General features: G+C 58.0%; 21 protein-coding genes and 1 tRNA gene. 15 read left to right on the plus strand and 7 right to left on the minus strand.

All coding sequences use genetic code 11. The features are described from left to right. Nucleotides 1-16: 16 nt before the first annotated feature. Nucleotides 17-625, minus strand: coding sequence for a DUF6338 family protein (locus tag EDC14_RS18365; protein ID WP_132015771.1), 609 nt, complete (start codon nt 623-625; stop codon nt 17-19). Next, nucleotides 622-849, minus strand: a complete 228-nt coding sequence (locus tag EDC14_RS18370; protein WP_132015772.1) for a hypothetical protein — start codon at nt 847-849, stop codon at nt 622-624. Before EDC14_RS18370 ends, EDC14_RS18365 begins: the two co-directional genes overlap by 4 nt. A 274-nt stretch (nt 850-1,123) precedes the next feature. Between EDC14_RS18370 and EDC14_RS18375 the strand changes: the two genes are divergently transcribed. The 3 genes from EDC14_RS18375 to EDC14_RS18385 all read left to right on the plus strand — a co-directional run bounded on the left by EDC14_RS18375 (nt 1,124) and on the right by EDC14_RS18385 (nt 4,315). Next, entirely contained in the window at nt 1,124-1,378 is a 255-nt protein-coding gene (locus tag EDC14_RS18375) for an NAD(P)H-dependent oxidoreductase subunit E (RefSeq protein ID WP_132015773.1), read from the plus strand. Further along, the gene (locus EDC14_RS18380; protein WP_132015774.1) at nt 1,375-2,877 is read left to right on the plus strand and encodes a 4Fe-4S dicluster domain-containing protein; all 1,503 of its coding nucleotides are present in this window, start codon (nt 1,375-1,377) and stop codon (nt 2,875-2,877) included. The genes EDC14_RS18375 and EDC14_RS18380 overlap by 4 nt, the downstream gene beginning before the upstream one ends. A 541-nt stretch (nt 2,878-3,418) precedes the next feature. After that, a complete protein-coding gene (locus tag EDC14_RS18385; RefSeq protein ID WP_132015775.1) occupies nt 3,419-4,315 on the plus strand; it encodes a PHP domain-containing protein in 897 nt (298 codons plus the stop codon). Nucleotides 4,316-4,342: 27 nt separating this feature from the next. On the opposite strand, the gene EDC14_RS18390 is transcribed toward EDC14_RS18385, so the two are convergent. Then, nucleotides 4,343-5,695, minus strand: a complete 1,353-nt coding sequence (locus tag EDC14_RS18390) for an aminotransferase-like domain-containing protein (RefSeq protein WP_243663016.1) — start codon at nt 5,693-5,695, stop codon at nt 4,343-4,345. Nucleotides 5,696-5,860: 165 nt separating this feature from the next. On the opposite strand from EDC14_RS18390, the gene EDC14_RS18395 reads away from it, so the two are divergent. After that, nucleotides 5,861-7,045: an MFS transporter gene (locus EDC14_RS18395; protein ID WP_132015776.1), complete on the plus strand. Its 1,185-nt coding sequence runs from the start codon at nt 5,861-5,863 to the stop codon at nt 7,043-7,045. 90 nt (nt 7,046-7,135) lie between these two features. Here EDC14_RS18395 and EDC14_RS18400 read toward each other — a convergent pair whose 3' ends face one another. Further along, entirely contained in the window at nt 7,136-8,533 is a 1,398-nt protein-coding gene (locus EDC14_RS18400) for an MATE family efflux transporter (RefSeq protein ID WP_132015777.1), read from the minus strand. Nucleotides 8,534-8,811: 278 nt separating this feature from the next. Here EDC14_RS18400 and EDC14_RS18405 point away from each other — a divergent pair, with 278 nt between their 5' ends. From EDC14_RS18405 to EDC14_RS18445, 9 genes are all read left to right on the plus strand, one after another. Beyond that, the gene (locus EDC14_RS18405; protein ID WP_132015778.1) at nt 8,812-10,071 is read left to right on the plus strand and encodes an Nramp family divalent metal transporter; all 1,260 of its coding nucleotides are present in this window, start codon (nt 8,812-8,814) and stop codon (nt 10,069-10,071) included. A 205-nt stretch (nt 10,072-10,276) separates the two neighbouring features. Further along, nucleotides 10,277-10,894, plus strand: coding sequence for a TetR/AcrR family transcriptional regulator (locus EDC14_RS18410; protein WP_132015779.1), 618 nt, complete (start codon nt 10,277-10,279; stop codon nt 10,892-10,894). Nucleotides 10,895-10,980: 86 nt separating this feature from the next. Then, a complete protein-coding gene (locus tag EDC14_RS18415; protein WP_132015780.1) occupies nt 10,981-11,952 on the plus strand; it encodes an HlyD family secretion protein in 972 nt (323 codons plus the stop codon). Next, nucleotides 11,949-12,839, plus strand: a complete 891-nt coding sequence (locus EDC14_RS18420; RefSeq protein ID WP_132015781.1) for an ABC transporter ATP-binding protein — start codon at nt 11,949-11,951, stop codon at nt 12,837-12,839. Before EDC14_RS18415 ends, EDC14_RS18420 begins: the two co-directional genes overlap by 4 nt. Before the next feature lie 153 nt (nt 12,840-12,992). Further along, complete coding sequence (locus tag EDC14_RS18425) at nt 12,993-13,898, plus strand: ABC transporter ATP-binding protein (protein WP_132015782.1); 906 nt, start codon at nt 12,993-12,995, stop codon at nt 13,896-13,898. Then, nucleotides 13,895-15,019 carry an ABC transporter permease gene (locus EDC14_RS18430; protein WP_132015783.1) on the plus strand — a complete coding sequence of 375 codons (1,125 nt, stop codon included), beginning with the start codon at nt 13,895-13,897 and terminating at the stop codon, nt 15,017-15,019. Before EDC14_RS18425 ends, EDC14_RS18430 begins: the two co-directional genes overlap by 4 nt. 195 nt (nt 15,020-15,214) lie before the next feature. Further along, nucleotides 15,215-16,687, plus strand: a complete 1,473-nt coding sequence (locus EDC14_RS18435) for a sensor histidine kinase (RefSeq protein WP_132015784.1) — start codon at nt 15,215-15,217, stop codon at nt 16,685-16,687. Nucleotides 16,688-16,752: 65 nt separating this feature from the next. After that, nucleotides 16,753-17,439 carry a response regulator transcription factor gene (locus EDC14_RS18440; RefSeq protein WP_132015785.1) on the plus strand — a complete coding sequence of 229 codons (687 nt, stop codon included), beginning with the start codon at nt 16,753-16,755 and terminating at the stop codon, nt 17,437-17,439. 379 nt (nt 17,440-17,818) lie between these two features. Next, nucleotides 17,819-19,903: an aspartyl protease family protein gene (locus EDC14_RS18445; RefSeq protein ID WP_165908123.1), complete on the plus strand. Its 2,085-nt coding sequence runs from the start codon at nt 17,819-17,821 to the stop codon at nt 19,901-19,903. Between the two features lie 90 nt (nt 19,904-19,993). Here the strand turns inward: EDC14_RS18445 and EDC14_RS18450 are convergent, their stop codons facing one another. Then, the gene (locus EDC14_RS18450) at nt 19,994-20,323 is read right to left on the minus strand and encodes a hypothetical protein (protein ID WP_132015787.1); all 330 of its coding nucleotides are present in this window, start codon (nt 20,321-20,323) and stop codon (nt 19,994-19,996) included. 123 nt (nt 20,324-20,446) lie between these two features. Here EDC14_RS18450 and EDC14_RS18455 point away from each other — a divergent pair, with 123 nt between their 5' ends. Continuing rightward, a complete protein-coding gene (locus tag EDC14_RS18455; protein ID WP_132015788.1) occupies nt 20,447-20,779 on the plus strand; it encodes a DnaJ family domain-containing protein in 333 nt (110 codons plus the stop codon). Between the two features lie 59 nt (nt 20,780-20,838). On the opposite strand, the gene EDC14_RS18460 is transcribed toward EDC14_RS18455, so the two are convergent. Further along, a complete protein-coding gene (locus tag EDC14_RS18460) occupies nt 20,839-22,029 on the minus strand; it encodes a pyridoxal phosphate-dependent aminotransferase (RefSeq protein ID WP_132015789.1) in 1,191 nt (396 codons plus the stop codon). A 534-nt stretch (nt 22,030-22,563) separates the two neighbouring features. On the opposite strand from EDC14_RS18460, the gene EDC14_RS18465 reads away from it, so the two are divergent. Further along, a tRNA-Leu gene (locus tag EDC14_RS18465) sits at nt 22,564-22,650 on the plus strand. 958 nt (nt 22,651-23,608) lie between these two features. On the opposite strand, the gene EDC14_RS18470 is transcribed toward EDC14_RS18465, so the two are convergent. Beyond that, nucleotides 23,609-24,421 (minus strand): acetoacetate decarboxylase family protein, encoded by an 813-nt coding sequence (locus tag EDC14_RS18470; RefSeq protein WP_132015790.1) that lies wholly within the window; start codon nt 24,419-24,421, stop codon nt 23,609-23,611. Nucleotides 24,422-24,544 lie beyond the last annotated feature (123 nt).

Genomic DNA, 24,544 nt, shown 5'->3' on the forward strand with positions numbered 1-24,544 from the left:
CAGTGGGGTTTATGCGCTAAATTAAGGTAATGCTGTCCACTTTGGTCAGATCGATGATGATGCCGGTGCCTTCGGCGGGTTCGTTCAGGAACTCGCCGTCCTCGGTAAACTCGCGGATCCCTTTGATCAGGATCAAACGCTCGTCCTCGGCCACATCGGCCAGCTCGACATAGCCTTCCAGCAACCGCTGCCCCAGCTTGACGGTCACCCAGCGTCCCGCGCTCGCTTCCGGAGAATAGTTGGGGTCAAAAACCGCCGCGTAAAGGTTGGGCGGGGTTATTTTCCCCATCAGCCCGAGCCGGCGCAACACCCGGTACAAAAGGTCATGGATGCGGATGAGAAAGACGGCGATGCCCCAGAGGAAACTGAGGACGATCATAACGGCGGCGCTCCAGAGCGGATAACGGGGGATCAGAGTAAGCAGCGATTTTCCCAGGATTGCATATAGCACGGCATACATGCCGCAACTATAAAAGATACTGGAGTAGGTGATCTCGATCTCTTTGAAGTCTCGTTTCGGTTGCGGTTTGCGATATAAGGAATTGCTGACCGAATAGGCCACGAAGCCCGGCAGAATGAAGGCGATTACCAAGAAAAGCTTGGTCGCGGAGTCGAGCTCGCTCATGGAACCTTAAGCGGCCGCAAGCTTTTCCCGACAACATAGCTTTCGTTGTCTTCGGCGAGGCAAACCGTTCTTTCATTCAACCCGGCGGTCGGAGCGGCCTCTTGGACCGCGACGGCGTGAGCCGGATCCTTTGCGCAGCGGGCGTTGGTATTTTCGCTGGGCCGTCCGCTGGCGGGCTTGGTCAGCTTGGCGACTCTGCCAATATATAATACTTCGCGATTCATCGGGGCCTCCGCAGACGTTGAGTTTTCGTGAAAAAGTAACATTATGTAATACTATTATAATATATTCCCAAATCGCATTCAAGTTTATTGTAAAAGCGGGAACCGGGAAGTCAAAAATCTTTTATCGATCAGAGAATTGTATTATTCCCTTTCACCACCGGACCGACAAAATGGCTTCCTACAGAAGGACGTATTTTATATCGTTCTTCGACACTATGTGATATAATTAACAAAGTAAATTTGACTCGGCTTATACAACCTGAGGGGGTTTATCATGAAAACCATTCCGGTACAGATCTGTTTCGGCACCCATTGCACGATGATGGGGGCGATGGATATTTTGGAAGCTGTCACCGAGCTCAAAGAGCGGATGACGGACTGCCTGATCGAGATCGAGATCGTGAAATGTTTCGGCGATTGCAATTTGGACCGGTTCGCTCCGGTCGTGGTGGTCAGCGGCGAGCGGTTCAACTCGGCCACCACCGAACAGGTGATGGCCAGGATCATGAGCGAGGCGATCCGGGCATGAGGGGCGTTTACACTTCGATCACCAAGATCCGGCGGCAGGTCTTCGCGGAGATCGCCCGAATGGCCTACGAGGGGAACCTCCAGGAGCAACTGGAGGAAGCGCCGTACAAGATCCTCCCCGGCGAGGTGGCCCAGTACCGCGAGAGCATCTTCAAAGAGCGGGCCATCGTCGGCGAACGGCTCCGGCTGGCCCTGGGGCTGCCCATCCGCAAGGTCGACAAGCATTCCCGGCTCTCGCAAGGCATCGAGGCGGCGGATGTGGCGGAGCGCATTCTCCAGCCGCCGCTGGTGAATGTGATTCCTTTCGCCTGCGAGGCCTGCCCGACTGATGCGTTCTATGTCACCGACAACTGCCGCAAGTGCCTGGCGCACCCCTGCACCTTCGTCTGCCCGGTGAAAGCGGTCGGCCTGGGGAAGGACCGCGCCCATATCGATCAGGAGAAGTGCATCAAATGCGGCAAATGCAAGGAAGCCTGCCCCTACAACGCCATCGTCCGTTATGACCGGCCTTGCGCCGCCGCCTGCGGCGTCAACGCCATCGAAAGCGATTATCTGGGCCGGGCGCAGATCAACGCCGAGAAGTGCGTCTCCTGCGGCTTATGCATCGTGAATTGCCCGTTCGGGGCCATCGCCGACAAGTCGGAGCTGTTTCAGGTGATCAATGCGCTCAACCGCGGCGACCGGGTGGTGGTGGAGCTGGCGCCGTCGTTCGTGGGGCAGTTCGGCCCGCTGGCCACGCCGGCCAAGATCGTCCAGGGACTGAAGCTGCTGGGCTTCAGCGACGTGGTGGAGGTCAGCCTGGGCGCGGACATCGCCTCGATTCACGAGGCCCATGTCTTCCTGGACAATGTGCCGCAGCACCAGCCTTATCTGGGCACTTCCTGCTGCCCGTCCTGGGCGCTGATGGCCGAGAAGTTCTTCCCGGACCAGTTCGCCAATATCTCCTCGTCGCACACGCCGATGGTGGCGGCGGCCAAGGCCATCAAGGAGCGCGATCCCGAGGCCCGGGTGGTCTTCACCGGCCCCTGTGTCGCCAAGAAGAATGAGGCCCTGGACGACGAGGTTAAACCGTATATCGATTTCGTGCTCACCTTCGAAGAGCTGATCGCCATGTGGGTGGCGCGAGAGATTGATTTGACCGCGCTGGAGGAAGGGGCCGACGGCGCCGAATTGACCGACAGCTCCAGCTACGGCCGGAACTACGCCAACTGTGGCGGCGTGGCCGCGGCGATCACCCGGAATATTCAAGAGCTGGAACCCGGCCGCGAGGTCCCCGTCGACCGGGCCGATAACCTGAGCGACTGCCGCAAGATGCTGACCCTCGCCAAAGCGGGCAAACGCGACGGCTATCTGCTGGAAGGGATGGCCTGCCCCGGCGGCTGTGTCGGCGGCCCGGGCACCCTGCTCGCCACGCGCCAGGGCTCGGTGAAGGTCCAGGAGTTCGCCAAGCATTCGCCCTATCCGACCGCGTTTGACAATCCCAAGGCCAAGGAGGACTGAAGTCCGGCCCTCCCCGGTGATTTTCAGCTAAATAAATTGAATTCAATTAGAAGCGTTGTGATAAACCCTGCCCGAAGGTCAGGGTGAACACAAAAGCTCAGAAAAGCAAGTGATAAAGTCGTTTTAAATCTTTTTGCAAGCTGACTTCCGTTTCAAAAGACTTTATCACATGGCTTTTAGATCACCGCCCAGCATCAAGAGGCGGTGATTTTTTGTGGCTTTGAGGTGGCCCGGGTCCAGCCCGGAAATATAAGCGGCTGCCGTTTTATCGGGATCAGAGTTGTTATTTTTTGCATGCCAGGCCGGCCGTTTCGCATTTGGACCCTCCGTGAGTTGGAGAAATACCAGCTGCGGTTGCCCACTGTAGCGCTACAGTTCCGCTGCAAGCCGCTTGCCAGTCCGCCGCAACATGCTATTATGATAGGTGGGAGCGAAACCGGCTGTGCGGGCCGGTTTCGCTCCCGCCCATACCCTAAAAACCCAGAAAGGGCCGGTGCCATTCGGGTCCGGAACCGGGCGGCCCGGCGAAAGGAGCCAGAGGATGATACCCATCGATCTGCATATCCACTCCTGGCACAGTTCCGACGGCGAGCTGTCCATCGGGGAGATTCTTAAGGAGAGCCGGCGGCTGGGGATGAAGACCATCGCCATCACCGACCACAACCGGGTCGGAGGCGTGGCCGAAGCGCTGCGCCATGGCGAACAGCTGGGAATCGAGGTGATTCCGGGCATTGAGATTGACTGTAGTTTCCAGGGGATCGATCTCCATCTGCTCGGCTATTATGTGGATGAGCGCCAGCCGGAGCTGCAGCGCCTAGGAGAGGAGATGGAGGCCCGGGAGTTGCAGGCTTTCCCGCGGGTTCTGGCCGAGCTGCGCAAGCTGGGGCTGGTGGTCGACCCCGCGGCGCTGCTGCAAAAGGCCGCCGGCAATGTTCCCAGCCCGGAGCTGATCGCCGAGGTGCTGCTGGCCGACCCGGCCAGCGCCGGCCATCCGTTGCTCGAGCCCTACCGGCCGGGCGGCAGCCGGAGCGACATGCCCTATCTCAACTTTTACCGGGATTTCATGGCCCAAGGCAAAGCCGCCCATGTCCCCCTGGAGTTGCTGCGGCTTGAGGACGCCGTGGAGCTGGTCCGCCAGTGCCGGGGCATCCCGGTCATCGCCCACCCTGGCGACAATCTGCGGGAGCAGCCGGAACTCATCGACGCCGTCATCGGCCAGGGAGTACTGGGAATCGAGGCTTTCAGCAATTACCACAGCGCCGCCCAGACGGAATATTTCTGCCGGAAAGCCCGGGCCCACCGGGTCCTGGTCACTGGGGGCAGCGACTTTCACGGCAAGAATAAGCCGACCATCGGCATCGGCGGTTACGACTGTCCGGCCGACCCCCTGGAATGGCTCGGGGAGCTGCGGCGGGCCCGCGCCGGACTTTTGCCCTGAGCGGTCGCAGTCCCGTCGCCGGTATGCTCAGGGGGCGAGCTGCCGGCGGAGCTCGGCCGCGATGGCGGCGACGCCCCGCTCGATGGCCGGGCCATCGGTCCGGGCGATGCTGAGCCGGATCCCTTTCTCGTAGAAGGAGCGATCCAGGTAGTAGGAGTCGCCGGGGGCGACCAGGACCCGCCGGGCCCGGAGCGCGGCGATCAGCCCGCCCTCGGAGGCGGCCGGCGGCAGCTTCAGATAGGAGTAGGGCCCGGACCCGCCTCCGGTCCACTGGGCGCCCAGCCCGGTCAGGAGCGGGATTTGCCGCTCCAAACAGCGGAGTCTTTCGCTCAGCTCCTTGCCAAAGGCGGCGGCGTGTTTCTTCAGCAGGTTGCTACGGATATAGATCTCCAACGTCGCCTGGGAAATCAGCGACGGGGTGAAGTAGGAGTAGTAGTAGGACAGCTCGATATACTTCTCGAAGGTCGGCAGCAGGCCGGCGGGGAGCACCACCAGGCCGATCCGCAGCCAGGGCAGGATCTTGGTGAAAGTCTTCAAATAAATATGGTGGCGGTGGTCGCCCTCGGCGAAGACCGGGTCATAGCCGCGTTCGCTCATCACGTCCCCAAAATAGTCGTCCTCCACGATATACACGTCGTAACGGGCCGCCAGTTCGGCCAGGCGCTTCCGCTCGGCGCGGCGGTAGGCGGTTCCCAGCGGGTTGTGGTTGTGGGGCACGGTATAAAAAAACTTGATGGTCCCGGAGCGAAAGAGGCTTTCCAGCCGCTCCAGATCGATCCCCTGCCGGTCCCTGGCAACGCCCTGGACCCTGGAACCGGAGAATTTGAGGAAATCCAGGTAATAGCCATAGGTCGGCTGTTCGACCAGCACGGTCTCCCGGCCGTTGGGGAAGGGCATCTGGGTCAGAATGCTCAGCACCGGTTGCGCCCCCAGGGAGACCAGAATATGCTCGGTCTCGGCGAAAACTTGAAAATCCGCCAGATAGGACGCAAGTAAAGCGCGGAGCGAGGCCACGCCCTTGATGTCGTGATCGATGGCTTGACCCCGGTAAAGGTCGACCGCTCGGTCCAGGCAGTGCTTGAGATCGGGGGTATGAACCGCGCCGCTCATCGGGTTGCCGGTCGAGAAATCGATGGCGGACCCGTCCCGCTCGGGCTGGTGCAGCAGGTTTTCGACCACGTAGTACCCGCTCTGCGGCACCGAATAGACCAGGTGCTTGCTTTTTAGCGTTTCATAGACTTTCACGGCAGTGCTCTGGCTGCAGCGATAGGTGCGGCATAAATCCCGCACCGAAGGCAGCTGCCTGCCGGGCTGATATTTCTTCCGCATGATCGCCTGTTCCAACTCGGAGACGATCCGCTGATAGATCGGTTTTGCCACGCCGTTTCCACTCCTTTGTACCGCTACAGTTCCATTGTAACATGCTTGAGCCCTGGTGAACAGGGCGCTATAATGAATAGCGGAGTCCGAAACAGTTTGCCAATTCTGTCATTGTTTGAAAGATAGGCTGAATCCATTGATCCATCATGAAAGGAGTTCCTGGCGATGAGACACGATCTGAAAAAAACCTTGGTCACGGCCGGCGCTTTCTTTATCTTCTTTTGGTTCGGATTTCTGGACAACCTGAAAGGGCCGACCATCCCCTTTATTCTGAAAGACCTGGGAATCGGCTACTCGCTGATGGGCAACGTGCTGGGACTGCAGTACGGCGGCTTTTTTCTGGCGACGTTGGCGGCCGGAGTCCTGATCTTCCGTTTTGGCCTCAAAAAAGTCTTCCTGGGCCTGAGCATGCTGCTGTTGGCCGGGATCGGCTGCGCGGCGGCCGCCCCGGGCTATGCTCCGCTGGTCCTGGGCTTTTTCTTGACCGGATTGGGGCTGGGCGCGGTGGAAGTGGCCGGCAACAGCACCATCGTCCTGCTGCATCCGGAGCGAAAAGGAAAACTCTTGAACTTGCTGGGTTTCTTCCACGGCGTGGGTTCCATGATCGTGCCCATCTATGCGGGCGCGCTGCTCTCGGCCCATTATTCCTGGCGGTTCACCTTCGCGCTGTCCCTGGCGCCGCTGACGCTCTTCCTCATTTACCTGCTGGCGGTCAAGTTCCCGGAATACCGGCGCGAAGCGGCGGAAAACATCTTCGCCCTTTTGAAGTCGGCCTTTACTGCGGAGATGATCTGGCATTACCTGGCGATCTGTTTTTATGTGGCGGCGGAAATCGGGCTCGCCGCCTGGATCATCGAGTACAACTATAAGATCAAGGGACAGCCGCTCTTTTACAGTTCGCTCTCGCTCACCCTGTACTTCGGGCTGATTACCGGGGGGCGGTTGCTCGGCAGCTTCGTCGTCGATCGCCTGGGGCATCTGCGGGTATTGCTGGCGGCCGCCCTCGGCGCGGTCGTCTGCCTGACGCTGGGGCTCTACGGCCCGGCCGCCGTGGCATTTTTCCTGCCGGCCACCGGCTTTTGCTTCTCGATCATCTTTCCGACCCTGACGACTTCGTTTTCGAATATCTGTCAAGCCGGTATCGAAAAGTATCTGGGCTTCTTATTCACCTTCGCCGGAATCGGGGGGATGATCGGGCCGTGGCTGATCGGGCTCTGCGGCGGTTGGCTGCAGCTGGGGACCAGCATGTCGCTGCTGATTCTCTACGCCTTGATCATGCTTGGCTCCATCGCGGTCCTATTGGGAAAGGCCGGAAACGATCTGCGGGTCAGCCGTCGGAGCGGCGCCTAACTGTCCGAAGGGGGCCATCGGTTGCAAAACAAGGGGATAGCCTGAGCCAGGCCATCCCCTTGCCGGTATGGTGCGTTGCTCGCTAATCCATCATTCTTCGGAAAATTGCAGTTCCCCCGCAGCCTGTCGCATCCGGTGGGTCAGGTTGTTGATCCACTTGCCCGAGCGTAGCCGCCAGACGCCGACGCTCAATTTGAAAAATTCGTCCAGCGTGGCCAGGAGATAGACGAAATAGGGCGGGAAATGCCAGACCAGGCCGCCGATGAACGAGAGCGGCACGGCGATCAGCCAAAGGCCGGCGGTATCCAGGAAGAGACTGAACTTGGTATCCCCGCCGCTGCGCAGGATGCCCACGATATTGATGAGGTTGAAGATCCGGAAAGGGATCGAGCAGGCGAAGATGGTGCTCACCATCCGCGCAATATGGGTCACCTGATCGGCCACATGATACAGCGTGAGAAAGGGCCCCATCCCCAGCAGAATCAAGCCCCCGATGAGCAACCCCGATACCGGCCCGAGGATCGCGAACCGTTTGGCGTAATCCAAGGCCAAGTCCTCCCGGCCGGCGCCGATCCGGTTGCCGACCATCACCGCGCAGGCATTGGCCATGCCGATGAAGAGCACCATCGCCACCCGTTCCACGGTTGAAGAGATGTTGACGGCCGCCACCACGTCGGTGCCCATATGCCCGTAGACCACGGTTAACATCACCATTCCCAGGGACCAGAGGGACTCGTTACCGATCACCGGCAGGGTGGTCTGGAAGAAGCGCTTGACAAACTCCCGGGAGAGGTCGAACATCTCCTGGAATCGGGCCGCGGGCACCATCCGGTTCCGGTAAACCACCGAAAGCGTGATGAATAGTTCCACGGCCCGGGCGATCAAGGTCGCCAGGGCGGAACCGGCCACTTCCAAACGGGGGAAGCCCCAAAGCCCGTAAATCAAAACATAATTCAGGATCGAATTCAACCCGAAAGCGATCAAGCTGACTTTCACCGGCAGCTTCACCTCGCCGGTGCTGCGCAAAATAAAGGCGTAGCAGAAGCTGACGGCATTGAATAGGTAACTGAATGAAATGATCCTCAGATAGCGGCTCCCCTGGGCGATGACCGCCGGGTCATTCGTGAAACAGCGCAGAACCGGCCCGGGGATGAAGAAGGCCAGCCCGAAAAAGAGCAGCGCGATGGCCATTCCGGTGGCCAAGGCCACCCCCAGCACCCGCCGGATATTCTTCAGATCGCGCTGCCCCCAGAATTGGGCGGTGAAAATGGCGGCGCCGCTGTTGACCCCGAACAGAAGCAGGTTGAACAGGAAAAAGACCTGATTGGCCAGGCCGACCGCAGCGATGGCGGTGGCGCCCAATTGGCCAATGATGATCGTATCGACCATGTTCAACGAGGAGGTGATCAGGTTTTGCATGGCGATGGGCAGCGCCAGCGCCAACAAGGGCTTGATAAATTCGGGGTCCTTCAAAAGTTTGTGCCACATGACAACCGTTCCTTATGAAAGAATCATTTTACCATTTTACTATAAGAAAGCCGTTTTCCGCAAATAAAATTCCATGAAAGGGTGTTCGGAACGCACCGGAATTCCGCCGTGGCATCAAGCGCGATGCGGGAGCGGAGTGTCCTGAATGGATAAAGCGCTGCAGCGTCACATAAAAATAGAAAACATAAAAATCTTGTAACGCGGGGGCCGGCCATTGCCACCCGGGATGGCCGATCCTATAATAGAGTTGACAGCATATCACAAAGGAGTGTGGCCCCATGGGTTTCAGGGAGAGATTGTTCGGTGAGAATCACCGGCCGCGCTTTACCGGCCTGGAGATCTTGCAATACATCGGACCGGGTCTGTTGGTAACGGTCGGTTTCATTGACCCCGGCAACTGGGCCTCCAATGTGGCGGCCGGTTCCGATTACGGCTACCGTTTGCTCTGGATGGTCACGCTGTCCACCCTGATGCTGATCATGCTGCAACATAATGCCGCTCATCTGGGGATCGCCACCGGATATTGCCTTTCGGAAGCGGCGGCGCTCTATACTCCGCCCTGGGTGGCCCGGCTGGTCCTGGGATCGGCAGTTCTGGCCAGCGTCTTCACGGCCCTGGCGGAGATCCTGGGCGCAGCCATCGCGCTGCGGATGTTATTCGGCTTGCCGCTGAAGGCCGGGGCGGTCCTGGTGACTTTGGTTGTCACGTGGCTGCTCTATGCCAATTCCTATCAGAAGCTGGAGCGTTGGATCATTGGTTTCGTTTCGTTGATTGGGCTGTCTTTCATCTTCGAGCTGACGCTGGTCCGGATCGATTGGGCACAGGCGGCCGTGGGCTGGGTGACGCCCCGCTTTCCCCAAGGGTCGCTGCCGGTGATCATGAGCGTACTGGGCGCGGTGGTGATGCCCCACAATCTCTTCCTCCATTCGGAGATTATCCAGAGCCGGCAGTGGAATCTCCAGGACGACAAGGTCATCCGGCACCAGTTGAAGTACGAATTTTACGATACTTTGTTCTCGATGATCGTCGGCTGGGGGATCAACAGCGCGATGATTCTGCTGGCGGCCACCACTTTTTTCAGCCGGGGCTTCAACGTGACCGAATTGGAGCAGGCTCAGAACATTCTCCGCCCAATGCTGGGAAACGGCGCGGCCGTCGTTTTTGCGCTGGCGCTGTTGATGGCCGGCCTTTCCTCCAGCGTCACCGCTGGAATGGCGGGCGGCAGCATCTTCGCCGGACTGTACCGGGAGCCTTACGACATTCACGACAATCATAGCCGTTGGGGAGTGGGGATCACCTTATTTCTGGCCCTGGCGATCATTTTCTTCGTCAAGGACGCCTTTCAGGGCTTGGTCGTCTCGCAGATGCTGCTCAGCGTACAGCTGCCGATCACCGTCTTTTTGCAGATCTATCTGACCTCCTCCAAACGGGTGATGGGCCGCTATGCCAATCCGCCGCTGGACCGCCTGCTGCTTTGGCTGATCGCCGCGGTGGTCAGCGGGCTCAACATCATGTTGCTTCTCAGTTATTGGCGGTAATGCCGTTTTAAAATTGATTTTATGGATTTCAAGGCGCTCTGTCTCCGGAACAGGGCGCCTTGACCGTTGCCGCAAAGGAACCCTGTTTCCGCATGTGTGACGGTTTGGTTAAATTCGCCAGAAACGGCAAAGCGCTATAGACAAAACGCCCGACCTGGGTCTATAATTTAATTAATCAATTAATTAAAAAGTTGAGGGAAGATGCTTGGAAAAAGAGAAAGACGCGCGCACGAAATTGATTGAAGCGGCGGTCCGATTATTCGCCCAGAAAGGCTACGCCGCGGTGACTTTCAAGGACTTGGCCGAAGCCTCCGGGGTCAACAGCGCCCTGATCAATTACCACTTCGGAGGCAAAGAGGGACTTTATGCCGCGATGGTGGAGTCGCAATTCTCCAAATTTGCCGAGAGCATTGTCAACCCGCAATTAGCCGCCCTGGAACCGGCCCAGCGGATCCGGCAGATCATCCGGAACCTTTCTCGTCTGCATCAGAGTAATCCTTATATCCGCCGGTTGCTCGGCAGTGAACTGGTGAATCCGACGCCCTGTTTTGAGACGCTCATTAAAGAGCGGGCGGTCAAGTTCAGCCGGCAAGTGGTGGCCACGATCCAGGAAGGAATCGACAAGGGACAGTTCCGCAAGGATCTGAATCCGGCGATTACGGCAGCCACCATGCTCGGGTCGGTCCACTTTTATTTCGTCGGCAAGCCCATTATCCAAAATTTGCTGCCGCTCACTGACGCGATGGATCAAGAGTTCGAGCGCCATGTGGTCGAGATTTTTTTCCAAGGAATTCTGGATCCGGATTACCGGGAGGGACAGTAAATCCGGACTATGCCCTGAGCCGGATGGCTTCCCTGCCTTTAAACATTCCACGATGAGCTTCAATGAGGGATTGAGGAGGAAATGTCATGAATAAGCGTTTTTTGGCGGTGATTGGCATCTTTGTCATTTTAGCCGGCTTGACGATCTATAAGTTATGGGACAAAAAGGCGGAAGGGATCACCGCCACCGGCACGATCGAGATCACCAAGACGGATATTACGCCGAAAGTCGGCGGCTACCTGGCGGAGCTTGCGGTCGATTCCGGAACCGAGGTGCAGGCCGGCCAGACCGTCGCCCGGATCGACCGGCCCGATCTGGAGGCCCAGTTATTGCGGGACGAGGCGGCGCTGGACAAAGCCGAGCTTCAATTGGAGGACCTGGAAAAAGGCGCCCGGGCTCAGGAACGGAAAGCGGCGTCGGCCAACGTGGCGTCGGCCCGCTCGGTCTACCAGAAAGCCAAGGCCGATTTTGTCCGGTATCATGCGCTGTATCAACAGGGAGCGATCTCCCAACGGGACCTGGATGTAGCGCGTTCGGCGATGGAGGTCGCCGAGAGCTCGCTGCAATCGGCGGAGATGCAACTGAGTCTGGCCGCCGAGGGGAACCGGCCCGATACCATCGCCGCTCAGCGTAAAGAGGTCCTGCGGAACCAGGCGATCGTCGCAGCCAGCCAAGTGGCGCTCAAGGACGCCATTGTCACCGTGCCCTTGAGCGGGGTGGTCCTCTCCAAAAACTACGAACAGGGCGAATTCGTGAATGCCGGAAGCGCCATCGCCACGGTTGGCGATTTGAAAGATTGCTGGGTCCGGATCTATGTGGCTTCGACCCAGCTCGGACTGATTAAGATCGGCCAGACTTGCGACGTAACGATCGATTCGTTTCCGGGCCGCGTCTTTCGAGGGGTGATTCGAGAGATTAACCAGTCGGCCGAGTATACTCCCAGACAGAGCATTACCGAACGGGAGCGGGCCAACCTGGTCTTCGGGGTCAAGGTGAAGCTCGACAATTCCGAAGGCATTCTGAAGCCGGGCATGCCTGCCGACGTGGTGCTAAAATGATCGAGCTGACGGAGGTCACCAAAAGCTTCGGGGCGACGATGGCGGTGGCTGAGTTGACGCTAACCGTCGAACGGGGCGAGATCTTCGGCCTGGTCGGCCCGGACGGCGCCGGGAAGACCACGGCCATCCGTATGATGACCGGGGTGATCGACCCCGATTCCGGAACCGTCCGGGTCCTGGGGGAGCGCAACATCGAAACGATCAAGCCGCGCCTCGGCTACGTGCCGCAACGGTTCAGCCTCTATGGCGACCTGACGGTGATGGAGAATATCCGCTTCATTGGTTCGCTGTATGGGGCCGAGCGCCGCAAGATCGAATCCAAGGCCGAGGCGATCCTGCGCTTCACCAAATTATGGGAGTTCCGGACGCGCTTGGCCGACAATCTCTCCGGAGGCATGAAGCAAAAGCTGGCGCTGGCGGCCGGACTGATGCACCAACCGGAGCTTTTCTTCCTCGACGAACCGACCACCGGGGTGGACCCGGTATCGCGGCGCGAGTTTTGGCAGATGCTCTACAGCCTGAACAAGGAAGGAATGACCGTCTTCGTCTCCACGCCCTATATGGACGAAGCCGAACTCTGCACTAAGGTCGCTTTCATGCACAACGGCAGGATCGTGTCGCTGGGGTCCCCGGAACAGTTGCGCCGGGAGTACCCCTACCGCCTGCTCGAATTGCAGGTGCGCCATAAGAATATCAAGCCGTTGCTGGCCGGTTGCCCGATCCGGGAGATCAATTCGTTCGGGGAAAAGTATCACCTGGTGGTGGACGATCCGGAGACCGCCATGGCCGCGGTCCGGCAGGCCTTGACCGCCGCCGGACTGGAAGTGGTCTCGCTGGCGGAAACGCCCCCCACGATCGAGGATGTTTTTGTGGCTTTAGCTATATAAGTTGAAATAATTTTGAGTAAGCTTTTCCAGTCGTGAAGCATGGCTGGAAAAAGACCAATCACGGTATTTATTTCAACTTATGAATCAAGGAAATAGTTGCAATGTTTTGAAGGTACCAGAACTGATTGCAACATATATAGTGGGGTGAGTTAGATGTACGCTGTGGAGATCGAAAATCTGACCCGGAAGTTCGGCGATTTTACCGCCGTCAACCGGATCAGCCTCCGGATCGAGCAGGGCAGTATCTATGGTTTTTTGGGCCCCAACGGCTCCGGGAAATCGACGACCATCCGAATGCTTTGCGGGATATTGGAACCGACTGAGGGGACTGGGACGATCCTGGGGTTGGATCTCAAACGCGACTGTGAGGCGCTCAAGTCGAAGATCGGCTATATGTCGCAAAAGTTCAGTTTGTATAATGATCTGACGGTCATCGAAAACCTGCGTTTTTACGCCGGAATGTACAGCCTGACTGAACCCGAGAAATCGGCGCGGATCGCCGCAATGATCGAGATGGCGGGAATCCGGGGCCGCGAACGGGAACTGGCCGGGAATCTCTCCGGTGGTTGGAAGCAGCGGTTGGCGCTGGGCTGCTCCATCCTGCACCGTCCCGCGCTGCTCTTCCTGGATGAGCCGACCGGCGGGGTCGATCCCAAATCGCGCCGGATGTTTTGGGACATCATTTACCAGCTGGCTGCGGAAGGAACCACGGTCATGGTGACCACGCACTTCATGGATGAAGCCGAGCACTGCGACCAGATCGGTTTCATCTTCGAGGGGAACCTGATCGTCTCGGATACGCCGGACAATATCAAAAAAGTGATTCCCGGCGAGCTGCTGGAGATCGCGAGCTCGGAGCCGATGGAGCTGCTGAAACAGTTCGAACAGCACCGGGAGCATCTCCTGGATGCCTATATGTACGGGACGACCCTGCATCTGTTGGTACAGCCCGGTATGGCCGAGCTCTTCTCCGCCTACCGGCCGCGGCGGATCGCTCCCGCGCTGGAGGATGTCTTTATTTACTTTGTCAAATCGAAACGCGGGGAGATGAGCGCATGAACCGGTTACGGGCCTTACTGGTCAAGGAATTCATCCAAATGAGCCGGGACCGTTTGACTTTCGCCATGATGGTGGCGTTGCCCATTGTCCAGTTGTTATTATTCGGCTTTGCCATCAATACCGACGTCAAACACCTGACGACAGTGGTTTTCGATCAATCGCTGCAGCAAGAAAGCAGGGACCTTTTGAACTCCTTCACGGCCAGCGGTTATTTTGACATTCGGTACGTCGCCGGCAATTTTGACGAAGTCAACCGGCGGATTGAGCGAGGGGACGCCAAGGTGGGAATCATCATCCCGCCCGATTTCACTCCCGACTTGAAACATGGCCGGAGCGCGGCGGTCCAAGTGATCGTGGACGCCACCGATACGATGGCTTCTTCGTCGGCGATCAGCGCCGCTCAGGTCATCGGACAGCTGAAATCCCAGGAGATCCTGGTCAAGCGGATCCAGAGCCTGGTCGGCCGGGGGGTCAGCCAGGCGTACGACATCCGGATTCGCCCCTGGTACAATCCCGACTTCATCTCGGCTTTTTACATGGTCCCCGGCATCTGCGGCATCATCCTGACCATGACCATGGTGATGATCACTGCGATGGCCATCGTCCGCGAGCGGGAACGGGGCACGCTGGAACAGCTGATTGTCACGCCGTTGAAATCCTTCGAGCTGATGCTGGGCAAGATCATTCCTTACGTCTTGGTGGGCTACGTCCAGATCACCCTGGCGCTGATGGTGGGGATTCTCGTTTTTGACCTGCCGATTCGCGGCAGCGTGGGACTGCTGTATCTCTTAACGTCATTTTTCATTGTGGCCTCGTTGGCCCTGGGCATCCTGATCTCCAATTTCGCCGAAACCCAGATGCAGGCGATGCAGATGTCCTTCTTCCTGCTGATGCCCAGCATCCTGCTATCGGGTTTCATGTTTCCCCGGGAGGCCATGCCGCAGCTGATCCAGTGGATCGGCAACGTGATCCCGCTCACCTTTTACCTGCAGATCTTACGGGGGATCATCCTCAAAGGAATCGGATTGAATTTTCTCTGGACCCAGGTTATCGCCTTGTTCGGTTTCATCGTGGCGATCCTGGCCATCAGCGTCTTGAAATTCCGCAAGAAGATCGCCTGATCGGGTCAATCCGGAATATTCAAAGCTGCAACAACAGCCGCATCCGTGGAGATGCGGCTGTTTTATCAGGACCGAAGGCCTTTCGCTGGCTTAAGAAAAATTTAAGAATTGGATCAGTAACTTTTTTGATAGAATTTAGCCACTGATTCAGGAAAAAGGTTACAATGATTGTAAACATTGCAAAGGGAACGTCCGATGAAGCTTAAAAACCGGCTTACCCTATCGTATCTGGCGATGCTGGCCGTTCCGGTTCTCCTGGCTTTCTTCATCGTGCCCGGCATCTGTCATTTGTTTTTAAAAGCGATTCCCGAGGAGGTCCGGCCCGGTGGCACGGTAAGTTTCGGGGTGAAGTTAAGCGGAAACCATGATTCGTATGAGCGGTTCATCGCGAAACAAGCGGCCGCCGATCCCGACCGCCTGGCGGATCCGGTCGTGCTGCGGCGTCTGGAACGGGAACTCGGCGGAACCGCCCAGTTTGGCCTGGCGGTATCCCGCGGCGGCAAATATATTTACCGGTCCGGCGTCCTTTCCCGCGAACCCTCGATCTTGAGGACGTTGTCCGGCTTCAAAAATCGCCGCGACGCTCAGATCTCATGGCGGGGCGGGCAGTGGCTGGTCCAACAGACGGATTTTTATTTCCGGGACGGCGCGCCGGGCAGCATTTACCTGATCGAGAATGCCCGAATGCTCAAAACCGTCGCTTTCAATTTGGTCACGGTGACGATTGTGGTAACCCTGGCGATCGTGGTGCTCATCAACTTCCTGCTGACTTACTCGGTCCATCGCAGCATCATGAGGCCGTTGCAGGAGCTGCGCCGGGCGGCGGAGCAGATCAGCGAGGGCAATCTGCGGTTTACGGTCAAACCGCGGGCGCGGGATGAGATCGGGGAAGTGGCGGCGGCTTTTGAAACCATGCGCCTGAAATTGGAAGAGTCGATCGGCCGGCAACTGCATGCCGAGAATAACCGGAAGGAACTGTTATCGGGGATCTCCCACGATCTGAAGACGCCGATCGCCGCGATCAAAGGCTACGTCGAGGGACTCATCGACGGCGTGGCCGATACCCCGGAGAAACAATCCCGCTACATCCGGACCATTCACCTGAAGATCACCGCCCTGGACCGGCTGCTCGATCAATTCTTTCTCTTTTCAAAGCTGGACTTGAAGAAGCTGCCGTATCAGTTCGAAGTTATGGATCTCCGGGCGTATCTTGAGGACTATCTCGGCGAACTCCGTTTTGAACTGGAGCCGCAGGCGGTCCGGTTTCACTTCGAGGCCGATGCCCAAAATGAATTCCAGGTCCTGGCCGACCGGGAGCATTTGCAGCGGGTGCTGGATAACATCATCGGCAATTCGCTCAAATACCGGGACCGCAATAAGGAGTTTCTGGAGCTGCGGCTGGAATTGCGGGACGGAGGGAACGAGGTCGGCGTCGGCATCGCCGATAACGGCCCGGGGATCGACCCGGCGGAATTGCCGTTCATCTTTGAACGCTTTTACCGCGCCGGCTCCGGCAATCCCCGGAGCGGCGGGAGCGGTCTGGGCCTGGCCATCGCCAAATTGATCGTGGAAGATCACGGTGGAACCATCACCGCGGAGAGCGGCTTGGGCCGGGGGACGACGATCCGCTTCTCGCTGCGGAAAGCGGCCGGCGTGCGTTCGGCTTGAGCGAAACGATAGAAGTTGAATTAAATTCCGCTTTGATTTCATGATATAGATAAGTTGGTGAAGGAATGAAACGGGTTCTCATCATCGAGGATGAATTGAGCATTGCCGAATTGGAGCGGGATTATTTCGAAATCAACGGCTTGGCCGTCGATATTGAGGAGCGGGGCGACCGCGGCAGCGAACGGGCCCGTTCCGGCGGGTACGACCTGATTGTGGTGGATCTGATGCTGCCGGGGGCCGATGGTTTTGAGGTCTGCCGCCAGATCCGGGCGGAGCTGGATATCCCGATCCTCATGGTCTCCGCAAAAAAAGAAGACATCGACAAGATCCGCGCCTTGGGACTGGGCGCCGATGATTATATCACCAAGCCGTTCAGCCCGGGCGAACTGGTGGCCCGGGTCAAGGCCCATCTCGATCGCTACCAGCGTTTGACCGGAGCCCGGGAGCGCCGCCCGGAATTGCGGATCCGGGGCCTTTTGGTCGAACCGCTGTCGCACCGGGTCTACATCAACGGCCGCGAAGTCAGCCTGACGGTAAAGGAATACGAACTCCTCTCGCTGCTGGCCTCCAATCCCGACCGGCTCTTTCCCAAGGAAGAACTCTTCGAGCGGGTCTGGGGCCTGGACAGCTTGGGGGATCTGGCCACGTTGACGGTGCATATCCGCAAGATCCGCGAGAAGATCGAGGCTGATCCTTCCAACCCCCAGTATATCGAGACGGTCTGGGGCGTGGGCTACCGGTTCCGGGCGTAAGAGGCGCCGCATCGGGCTGCAATTTGGAAACGGGGGCGAAACCGTTGTAAAAGAAGTTTTTATGGCCCGGCATGCGATGTGTTCTTTTCGGCTGGATCTCTTCAAGCACTATCCACCGTGCCTATTCGGTGACCTTGGGACCGACCTTTTCCGAACACCACGTATCACCCAGCAGCCTTCCGGAACGGGAGGCGTTTCTTTTTAGGCAAAGTATCGCGAACCCGGAGTTTGGAAATGGTTTCCTTTTAGTTTAGGAATCCTTAAGAATTACTTTCGCGGGACGTAAGAAACGCAATTTATAATGAGATCGCCTGGCAATAAATATATTGCGACGGGCTTTGTCAGGCTATGAATACGGAAACTTGGGAGGATGAACACGGTGGCCAGAAAATTACGGTTGGGCATTATTTTGGCGCTGTTCTTCGTGGGGCTCGGCGCGGGTGCGGTTTTCGCCGCCGATGGGCCGCTATTCCGGATCGAAAATGAGAAGGCGACTCCGATCAAGGTGCCGCTATTATGGGATGAAAAAATCGCCATTCCCCTGGTCGAGGTGAAGATCGGCGCTCAAACGCTGCGCCTGGCGCTGGATACCGGGGCCGACCGGGTGACGCTGGCGCTGAATCCCGCGGCGCTCAAACGGCTGGACGTCGAATTCCTCGACGACCGGAGCCGTTCCCTGGATGTCGGGGGCCAAAAGTACGTGGCCCGCAATTTCATCATCCCATCCGTCAAAATCGGCGCTCTGGAATTCACGCAGATGAAGGCCAGCGAGGAATTGCGCCAGACCGGACATTCCGACGACGGCATCATCGGCAATCAACTTTTGCAGGAGTTTCAGGTTTATCTCGATTATCAAGCCTCGGTCATGGTACTGTATCCGAAAACCTCCGACCCGGAGTGCCTGCATTCCGAGGGCTGGATCAGGATGCCGTTTGACCATAGCAACCTGGGAATCATTGTCCCGGCCAAGTTCCCCTGGAGCGACCGGCCGCTCCGCTTCTGCCTCGATACCGGGGCGGTCGGTAACGTTCAGGGACGCAGCATGGGGCTGATCCGGCCGGAGGCGGTCCCCCAGGAGCAGCGGCGGAATTCCGGAGCAGGCGATTATCTTGAGACCAGCCATTTTTACCTCGGCGAATCCGGCGCGGACTTGGGTGCGATGGCATTTTATCTTTACGATTTCAAACAGCCGTCGGTGGACGGCTTCCTCGGCCATAATCTATTGAAAGATCACCAGCTATTGATCGACTTCACCTATAATCTGCTGTACTTGAAACGGTCCGGCGATCCGGGGGAAGTGCAGCCGGACATCAGGACGATTCTGAGCGGCGGCCGGGTCGGCGGAGGCGGGGACGCCGGCACCCCGGTCGTAGTGCCCTTCGAATACCGCAAGCAAACCGTCCTGCTGCAGGCGCGCATCAACGACAGCCCGCAACCGTACTTATTCTTGCTGGATACCGGAGCGGGGGCCACCATCGTCAGCCAAGCGGTGGCCGACGCGCTCCATTTGGAGAAACGAGCCGAGATCAAGGCCGCCGATGGCACCGGAGCCTCCCAAAACGTCGCCCTGGTGACCTTGGAATCCTTGAGGATCGGGGCGGCGGAGGTGGAAAACTGCGGCGCGCTGGTCGTGGATCTGGGCCGGGTCCAAACCGACATCACCCGGGTCGACGGCATCATTGGCGGCAATTTCCTACAACTTTTCACCATCGGGATCGATTACGAACAGCAGCGGCTCACCCTGGCCCGGTCCGGTCCGGTTCCGGAGGCGGCGGGCTATCAACGGGTCGAGCTGCGCAAAGAACCGCTGGGATTGATTTTTGCCCGGCTGAAAATGGCGGGGGTGGCGGATCCGGTTGAGGTGGAGATCGATAGCGGCATGGACGGCGACAGCTATTTCATTTTTGGCTCCGAGATGCTCGAAAAACTGCGGCCGGCCTTAGGCTGCCCGCCGGTGCGGTCCAAGGGGACTACCCGCGGCGGAGCCTTCGGCGCTGCGGGCGGAACGCTGTCCCGGCTGGCAACGGCGGAACTCGGCGGGCTCCGTTTGCAATCCGTTCCGGTGGAATTCTCCGGAACGCAATCCCTGGTGGGGAATGAGTTTTTATCGCATTTCTCGGTGATCATCGACTATGCGGGATCCGCTATGTATCTGCGGCCGAATGAACGGCGCCAAATGGCCGGCAATATATATTCTTACGGCTTCGCCGTGAATCAAGGGACCGATGGAACATTACGAATCATCGGCTTATGGGAGGGTTCGCCGGCGGAGCGCGCCGGTCTGAAGCTGGGTGATGAGATCGTCGGGTTCAGCGACGGCGCCAGGGAGCTTTCTTTGGCCGAATACCGCTCCCGTTTTCAAGTCGCGGCGACGACAGCGGGTCCGTTGTGGGTCCGGATCCGGAATGAGAGCGGGGAGCGAATGGTGGAGCTGAAGAAAGCGCCGTTGTTGCCGGAGGGCTGAACAGGCGTTTCCAAAACGGCTGTGTTAACGTGAACCAAGATGACCAGGCTGGAGTTCCCGCCATTCGCTTACCCCTGCCGCGTTTCGGAATCACTGGCCCGGGGCCGGGACAGGAGATCCGGCGTTGGGGATCCGATCGCCCGCGCCGGGGATAAACTCTTCCCAGCCGAGGGCGAAGTCATCCTTCACGCGGGCGGACTGATCCGGCGCGCGGGAGAACTTTTCCTGTGCTCGGGAAGACTCTTCCGCCACCCGGGTCAGTTCAGCCGGGTCGTGGCCCAGATGGTCCGGGACTCCGCCATGTTTGCCCGGCCGGGGGCAGAACTTTTCCGGCGCTTGGGACAGCTTCAACGCCTTTCGGGAAGGTTCGCCCATCGTTCCGGCGAATAGTGATTCAGGGGAAGAAACGGGAAATTTCATGAATCCATGCGATGACATTGCCTGAATCGCATGATTTCTGAAACAACCGCTGAAACGTTCGTTATTTTCGGAAGTCATGGACCCGATGGCTTGATGCCTCGGATACAATACAGGGGAGTTACGATGAGCGATTTTTTTGAGATCCTGGCCGAGACCCGGATCCGCGAGGCTATCGAGCGGGGGGAATTCGATAACCTGCCCGGCAAGGGCCAGCCGCTGCAACTGGAGGACCTCTCTCATGTCCCGCCGGAACTCAGAGCTGCCTATTCCCTGCTGAAGAGCAGCGGCTTCCTGCCGGAAGAGATGGAGCTGCAAAAGGAGCTCCTGACGCTGGACGATCTGATCGCCAAAAGCGTCGCTCCGGAAGACAAGTCCGCCCTGGCGAAACAGCGTCTGGAGCTAGATTTGCGCTACCGGATCCTGATGGAGCGGCGGGCGCGCGGATCCAAACGCTAGGGAACAATCAAAGACCCGTGGCGGAGTCGGCCACGGGTCTTTTCCTCGGTCAGCGGCGGTTAACCTTTTAAGCCGAATTCCTCCGCCAGCTTGGTGAAGTAGGGCAGCGAGCCCACGATGGTCTCCCGGGAGACGCAATAGGCGATCCGGAAATAACCGGGACAGCCGAAGCCGGTGCCCGGGACCAGCAGGATATTGTATTTCACGGCGGCCTGGATGAAGGCGACGTCGTCGGGGATGGGGCTCTTGGGGAAGAGATAGAAGGCGCCCTGCGGTTTGACCACATCAAAACCGATGCCGGTCAAATGATTGTAGAGCAGGTCGCGGCGTTCCTGATAGACTTCGACTCCAACCACCTCGCCCTGGAGTTCGGCGACGATCCGCTGCATCAGAGCGGGGGCGTTGACGTAGCCGAGCACCCGGTTGGCAAAGACCAGGCCGTCGAAGAGCAGGCCCGGTTCGGGATTGGCCGGACTCAAGGCCACATAGCCGATGCGCTCGCCGGGCAGGGCCAGATCCTTACTATGCGAGGTCACCAGCAGGCTATGCTCAAAGATTTTTAAAATGGACGGAACGGTGACGCCGTCGTAAACCAGACCGGAGTACGGCTCGTCGGAGACCAGATAGATGGTGATTCCCAGTTCGGCTTCTTTCTTTTTGATCACTTCGGCCAGCTTGCGCAGGGTCGCTTCGGTATAAACCACGCCGGTGGGGTTGTTCGGCGAATTGATCAGGATGATCTTGGTCCGGTCGGTGATGGCCGCAGCCACGGCGTCCGTGTCGATCTGAAAGTCGGGACGGGACGGGACCACGGTCAGCTTCGCCTGGTGATTCTGGGCGTAAAATCCGTATTCCACGAAGTAAGGCGCGTTGACGATCACTTCATCGCCCGGATTCAACAAGGTCTTGAAGGCCACGTTCAACCCGCCGCCGGCGCCCACGGTCATGACCACATGGTTGGCGGTCAAATCCAGGCCGGTCTTCCGGCCCAGATAAGCAGCCACCGCCGCCCGGCTTTCGGGGTATCCGGCGTTGCTCATGTATTTGTGCATGCCGGGAACGGGATGATTCGCCAATTCCCGCAGTCGCTCCTTGAAGGATGCGGGCGGCTCGAGGTCGGGGTTGCCGAGCGTGAAGTCGTAGACGTTTTCGGCGCCGTGGATCCGCCGGAGTTGGTCGCCTTCCTCGAACATCTTGCGGATCCAGGAAGAACGGGTCAGCGATTCGCGGACCGTATTGGAGATGGACATGTCATTTCCTCCTTATCAATGAATGGATCGTATTTAAAGCGTTGTGATGTGAACACAAAAGCTCAGAAAAGCAAGTGATAAAGTCGTTTTTTAATCCATTGAAAGGATGATTTCCGAATTTGAGGACTTTATCACATGGCTTTTTAAACTGTAAGCGTCAGTCAATGGCGGACGGAACCGTTGCTATATATGTCGCACTAAATATTCTGAACAAAAAAACTTGGCGACATATTTTCCTTGCTGGATAAGATGAAATAAATTCCACTCTTTACCCTTTTCCAGCCATGCTTTAAGGCTGGAAAAGCTGGTTCGATTATTTAATTCATCTTATCTATCGTTGCCGATCGCTTCGGAGAATGGCGCATTTGCCGTTCGTCCCGCCCAAACGGGACGGGGCATTTTTTATGTATATTTCCATAAAACCGCCGGTTATCCTTCCGGCGGTCCCCAAGTTCCGGATCGTTTTCCGGAATTTTCGGGTGGAAAACCCCTTTACAGGACAGTTAAAATACGCTATAATAAGTCTCACGACGTGCCGAAGTGGTGGAACTGGCAGACGCGCTGTGTTCAGGGCGCAGTGTCCGTAAGGGCGTGCGGGTTCAAATCCCGCCTTCGGCACCATTCATTTTAGTAGATTAACCTCCGTGATTTCACGGGGGTTTTTGTTTTTTTTACGATAGCCAGTGTCGGTTCCAGTGTGTTTTCGCCTGAAGGCGGGCAGGAAGTGAGTCGGCCACTCCCTGCACCCGGCCGCCAAGGGGACGATGCTTCCCCTTGGGTATCCCCGCAATGTCATCAAGCGATGATTCCATATCTTGGAATTCTAGTTTCAACGGTGCCTACATTGTAGACGATATGCGGGCCAACCGGGACATGAATGCCCCGGCTACAAGATGTAAGCCTTCCGTGCTAATTTTCAGCAGAATATTTCATCCCATTTTTTAGGGCCTTTCAAGGTCCTTTCACCTTGTAGCCGGGTGATTTATCGCCCGGTCGGCGTTCAATTTCGTCAGCTAAATTTTTCCACGATCGCTTGATGACATTGCCCTGGCGCCGAGGGCTCGAATGCCCTTGGTAGCCTAGTTCACGAAAAACGAAGATCCGCAGAATGACGATTCGTTTCTCCCTGGGCTCCTTGGCACAGGATGAAGCTTTCTTGGAAAAGTACTTTTCCCGGACGCTGCTGAGAAAATGGAAATCTTTTTTTCGTGGTCCATTGCTGTCGGCTCCGGTGTGTTTCCGCCTGAAGGCGGGCAGGGAGTGAATCGGCCACTCTCTGCACCCGGCCGCCCAAGGGGACGATGCTTCCCCTTGGGTATCCCCTCCAATTGCCGGTCCGTCCCTGGACCGGTTAGGTAAATGGACATTGATGGTTTGCCGCCGGCCTCCATTACCGGCGGCTTCCGGGCCGTTCCACGCTGTCGACGGCGGTGATTTCATCCGCCATCAACGCCGCGTCGCCGCCCTCCCTGGCGGCGGGTACGCAATGCAGCATTCGACCTTTGAAGGAATTGAATTGATCCTGTTTTTACCCTAGCGGTCAGCGCGAGGCTGACTGGCGCGGCACCGGGTGGATGAGTCAATCGGAAGCCGTTTCCGTGTCGCGCAGATCTTTGAGCTGCGTCAGATCATCGACGGTGAGGGCGAAGGAAAAACGGTATCCGGCGCTGACGGCGGTGGGCCGCAGGTCCGGCAGTTCGATATAGGGATGATCCAGGATCTCCAGGGCGGCTTCTCCCTTCCAGATGGGGGAGACCATGACGTCGCGCGATTTGAGCTGGACCAATTCATGGACTGCCGGTTTTTGATGCTTGCCGGCGGTGAGCTCCGGGAAGTACCGCACGTTGACGGCCTTGGCGAAATTGGGGGTCGGCAGCGCATCGGTTAATTCCCTGAGCGTTACCCGGGCCTCGATCAGGCGGCGGTCCTTGACGGACAGGGTGGCGCCGAACTTGCCGCCGGGACCGATCGCGGGATTGGCTTTGGACGGCAGGCCGTAGGCCCGGGTGATCCAAGTGGCCCCGAATTGTTTGGGCCAGCCTTGAATCAGCCCCCGCATCAGCGAAACGTCCTGGTCGACCCAGATGAAGGGGCAGTAAGCCACCGGGGAGCCCTCAAATTCGGCGGACAGCAAGATAATGGTCTCGCGGTATTGGCTGCGGACCGGGTCCAGAAACTCCTCTTCCGTTTCGCTGGAGTATTGCCACTCGATAAAATAGGCGGCGCAGCGGTTCGAGGCCAGACTCAGCCCGGCCGGCAGAAAAGCCGCCGCGGCCTTTGGATCCGCCGCATACTCGACGGCCAGCGCATTCCCCACGTAATGCCACGGCGGCGTTGGCGCCAGGCTCGATGTGCCGCGCGGCGTCCGGGGCAGGGTATATCCTTTCAGCATGATATTTTCCTCCTTTGATTCAGCTTCATCATTTAACATGGCGACTCGCGCCGGACTCCGCCGGGGGTAGTCCGGCACCTTCCGTAGCTAATGGTAGCAAATCCGCCGGAGGTTGGATTGTAA

The sequence above is a fragment of the Hydrogenispora ethanolica genome, from assembly GCF_004340685.1.
Lineage (GTDB): Bacteria > Bacillota > UBA4882 > UBA8346 > UBA8346 > Hydrogenispora > Hydrogenispora ethanolica.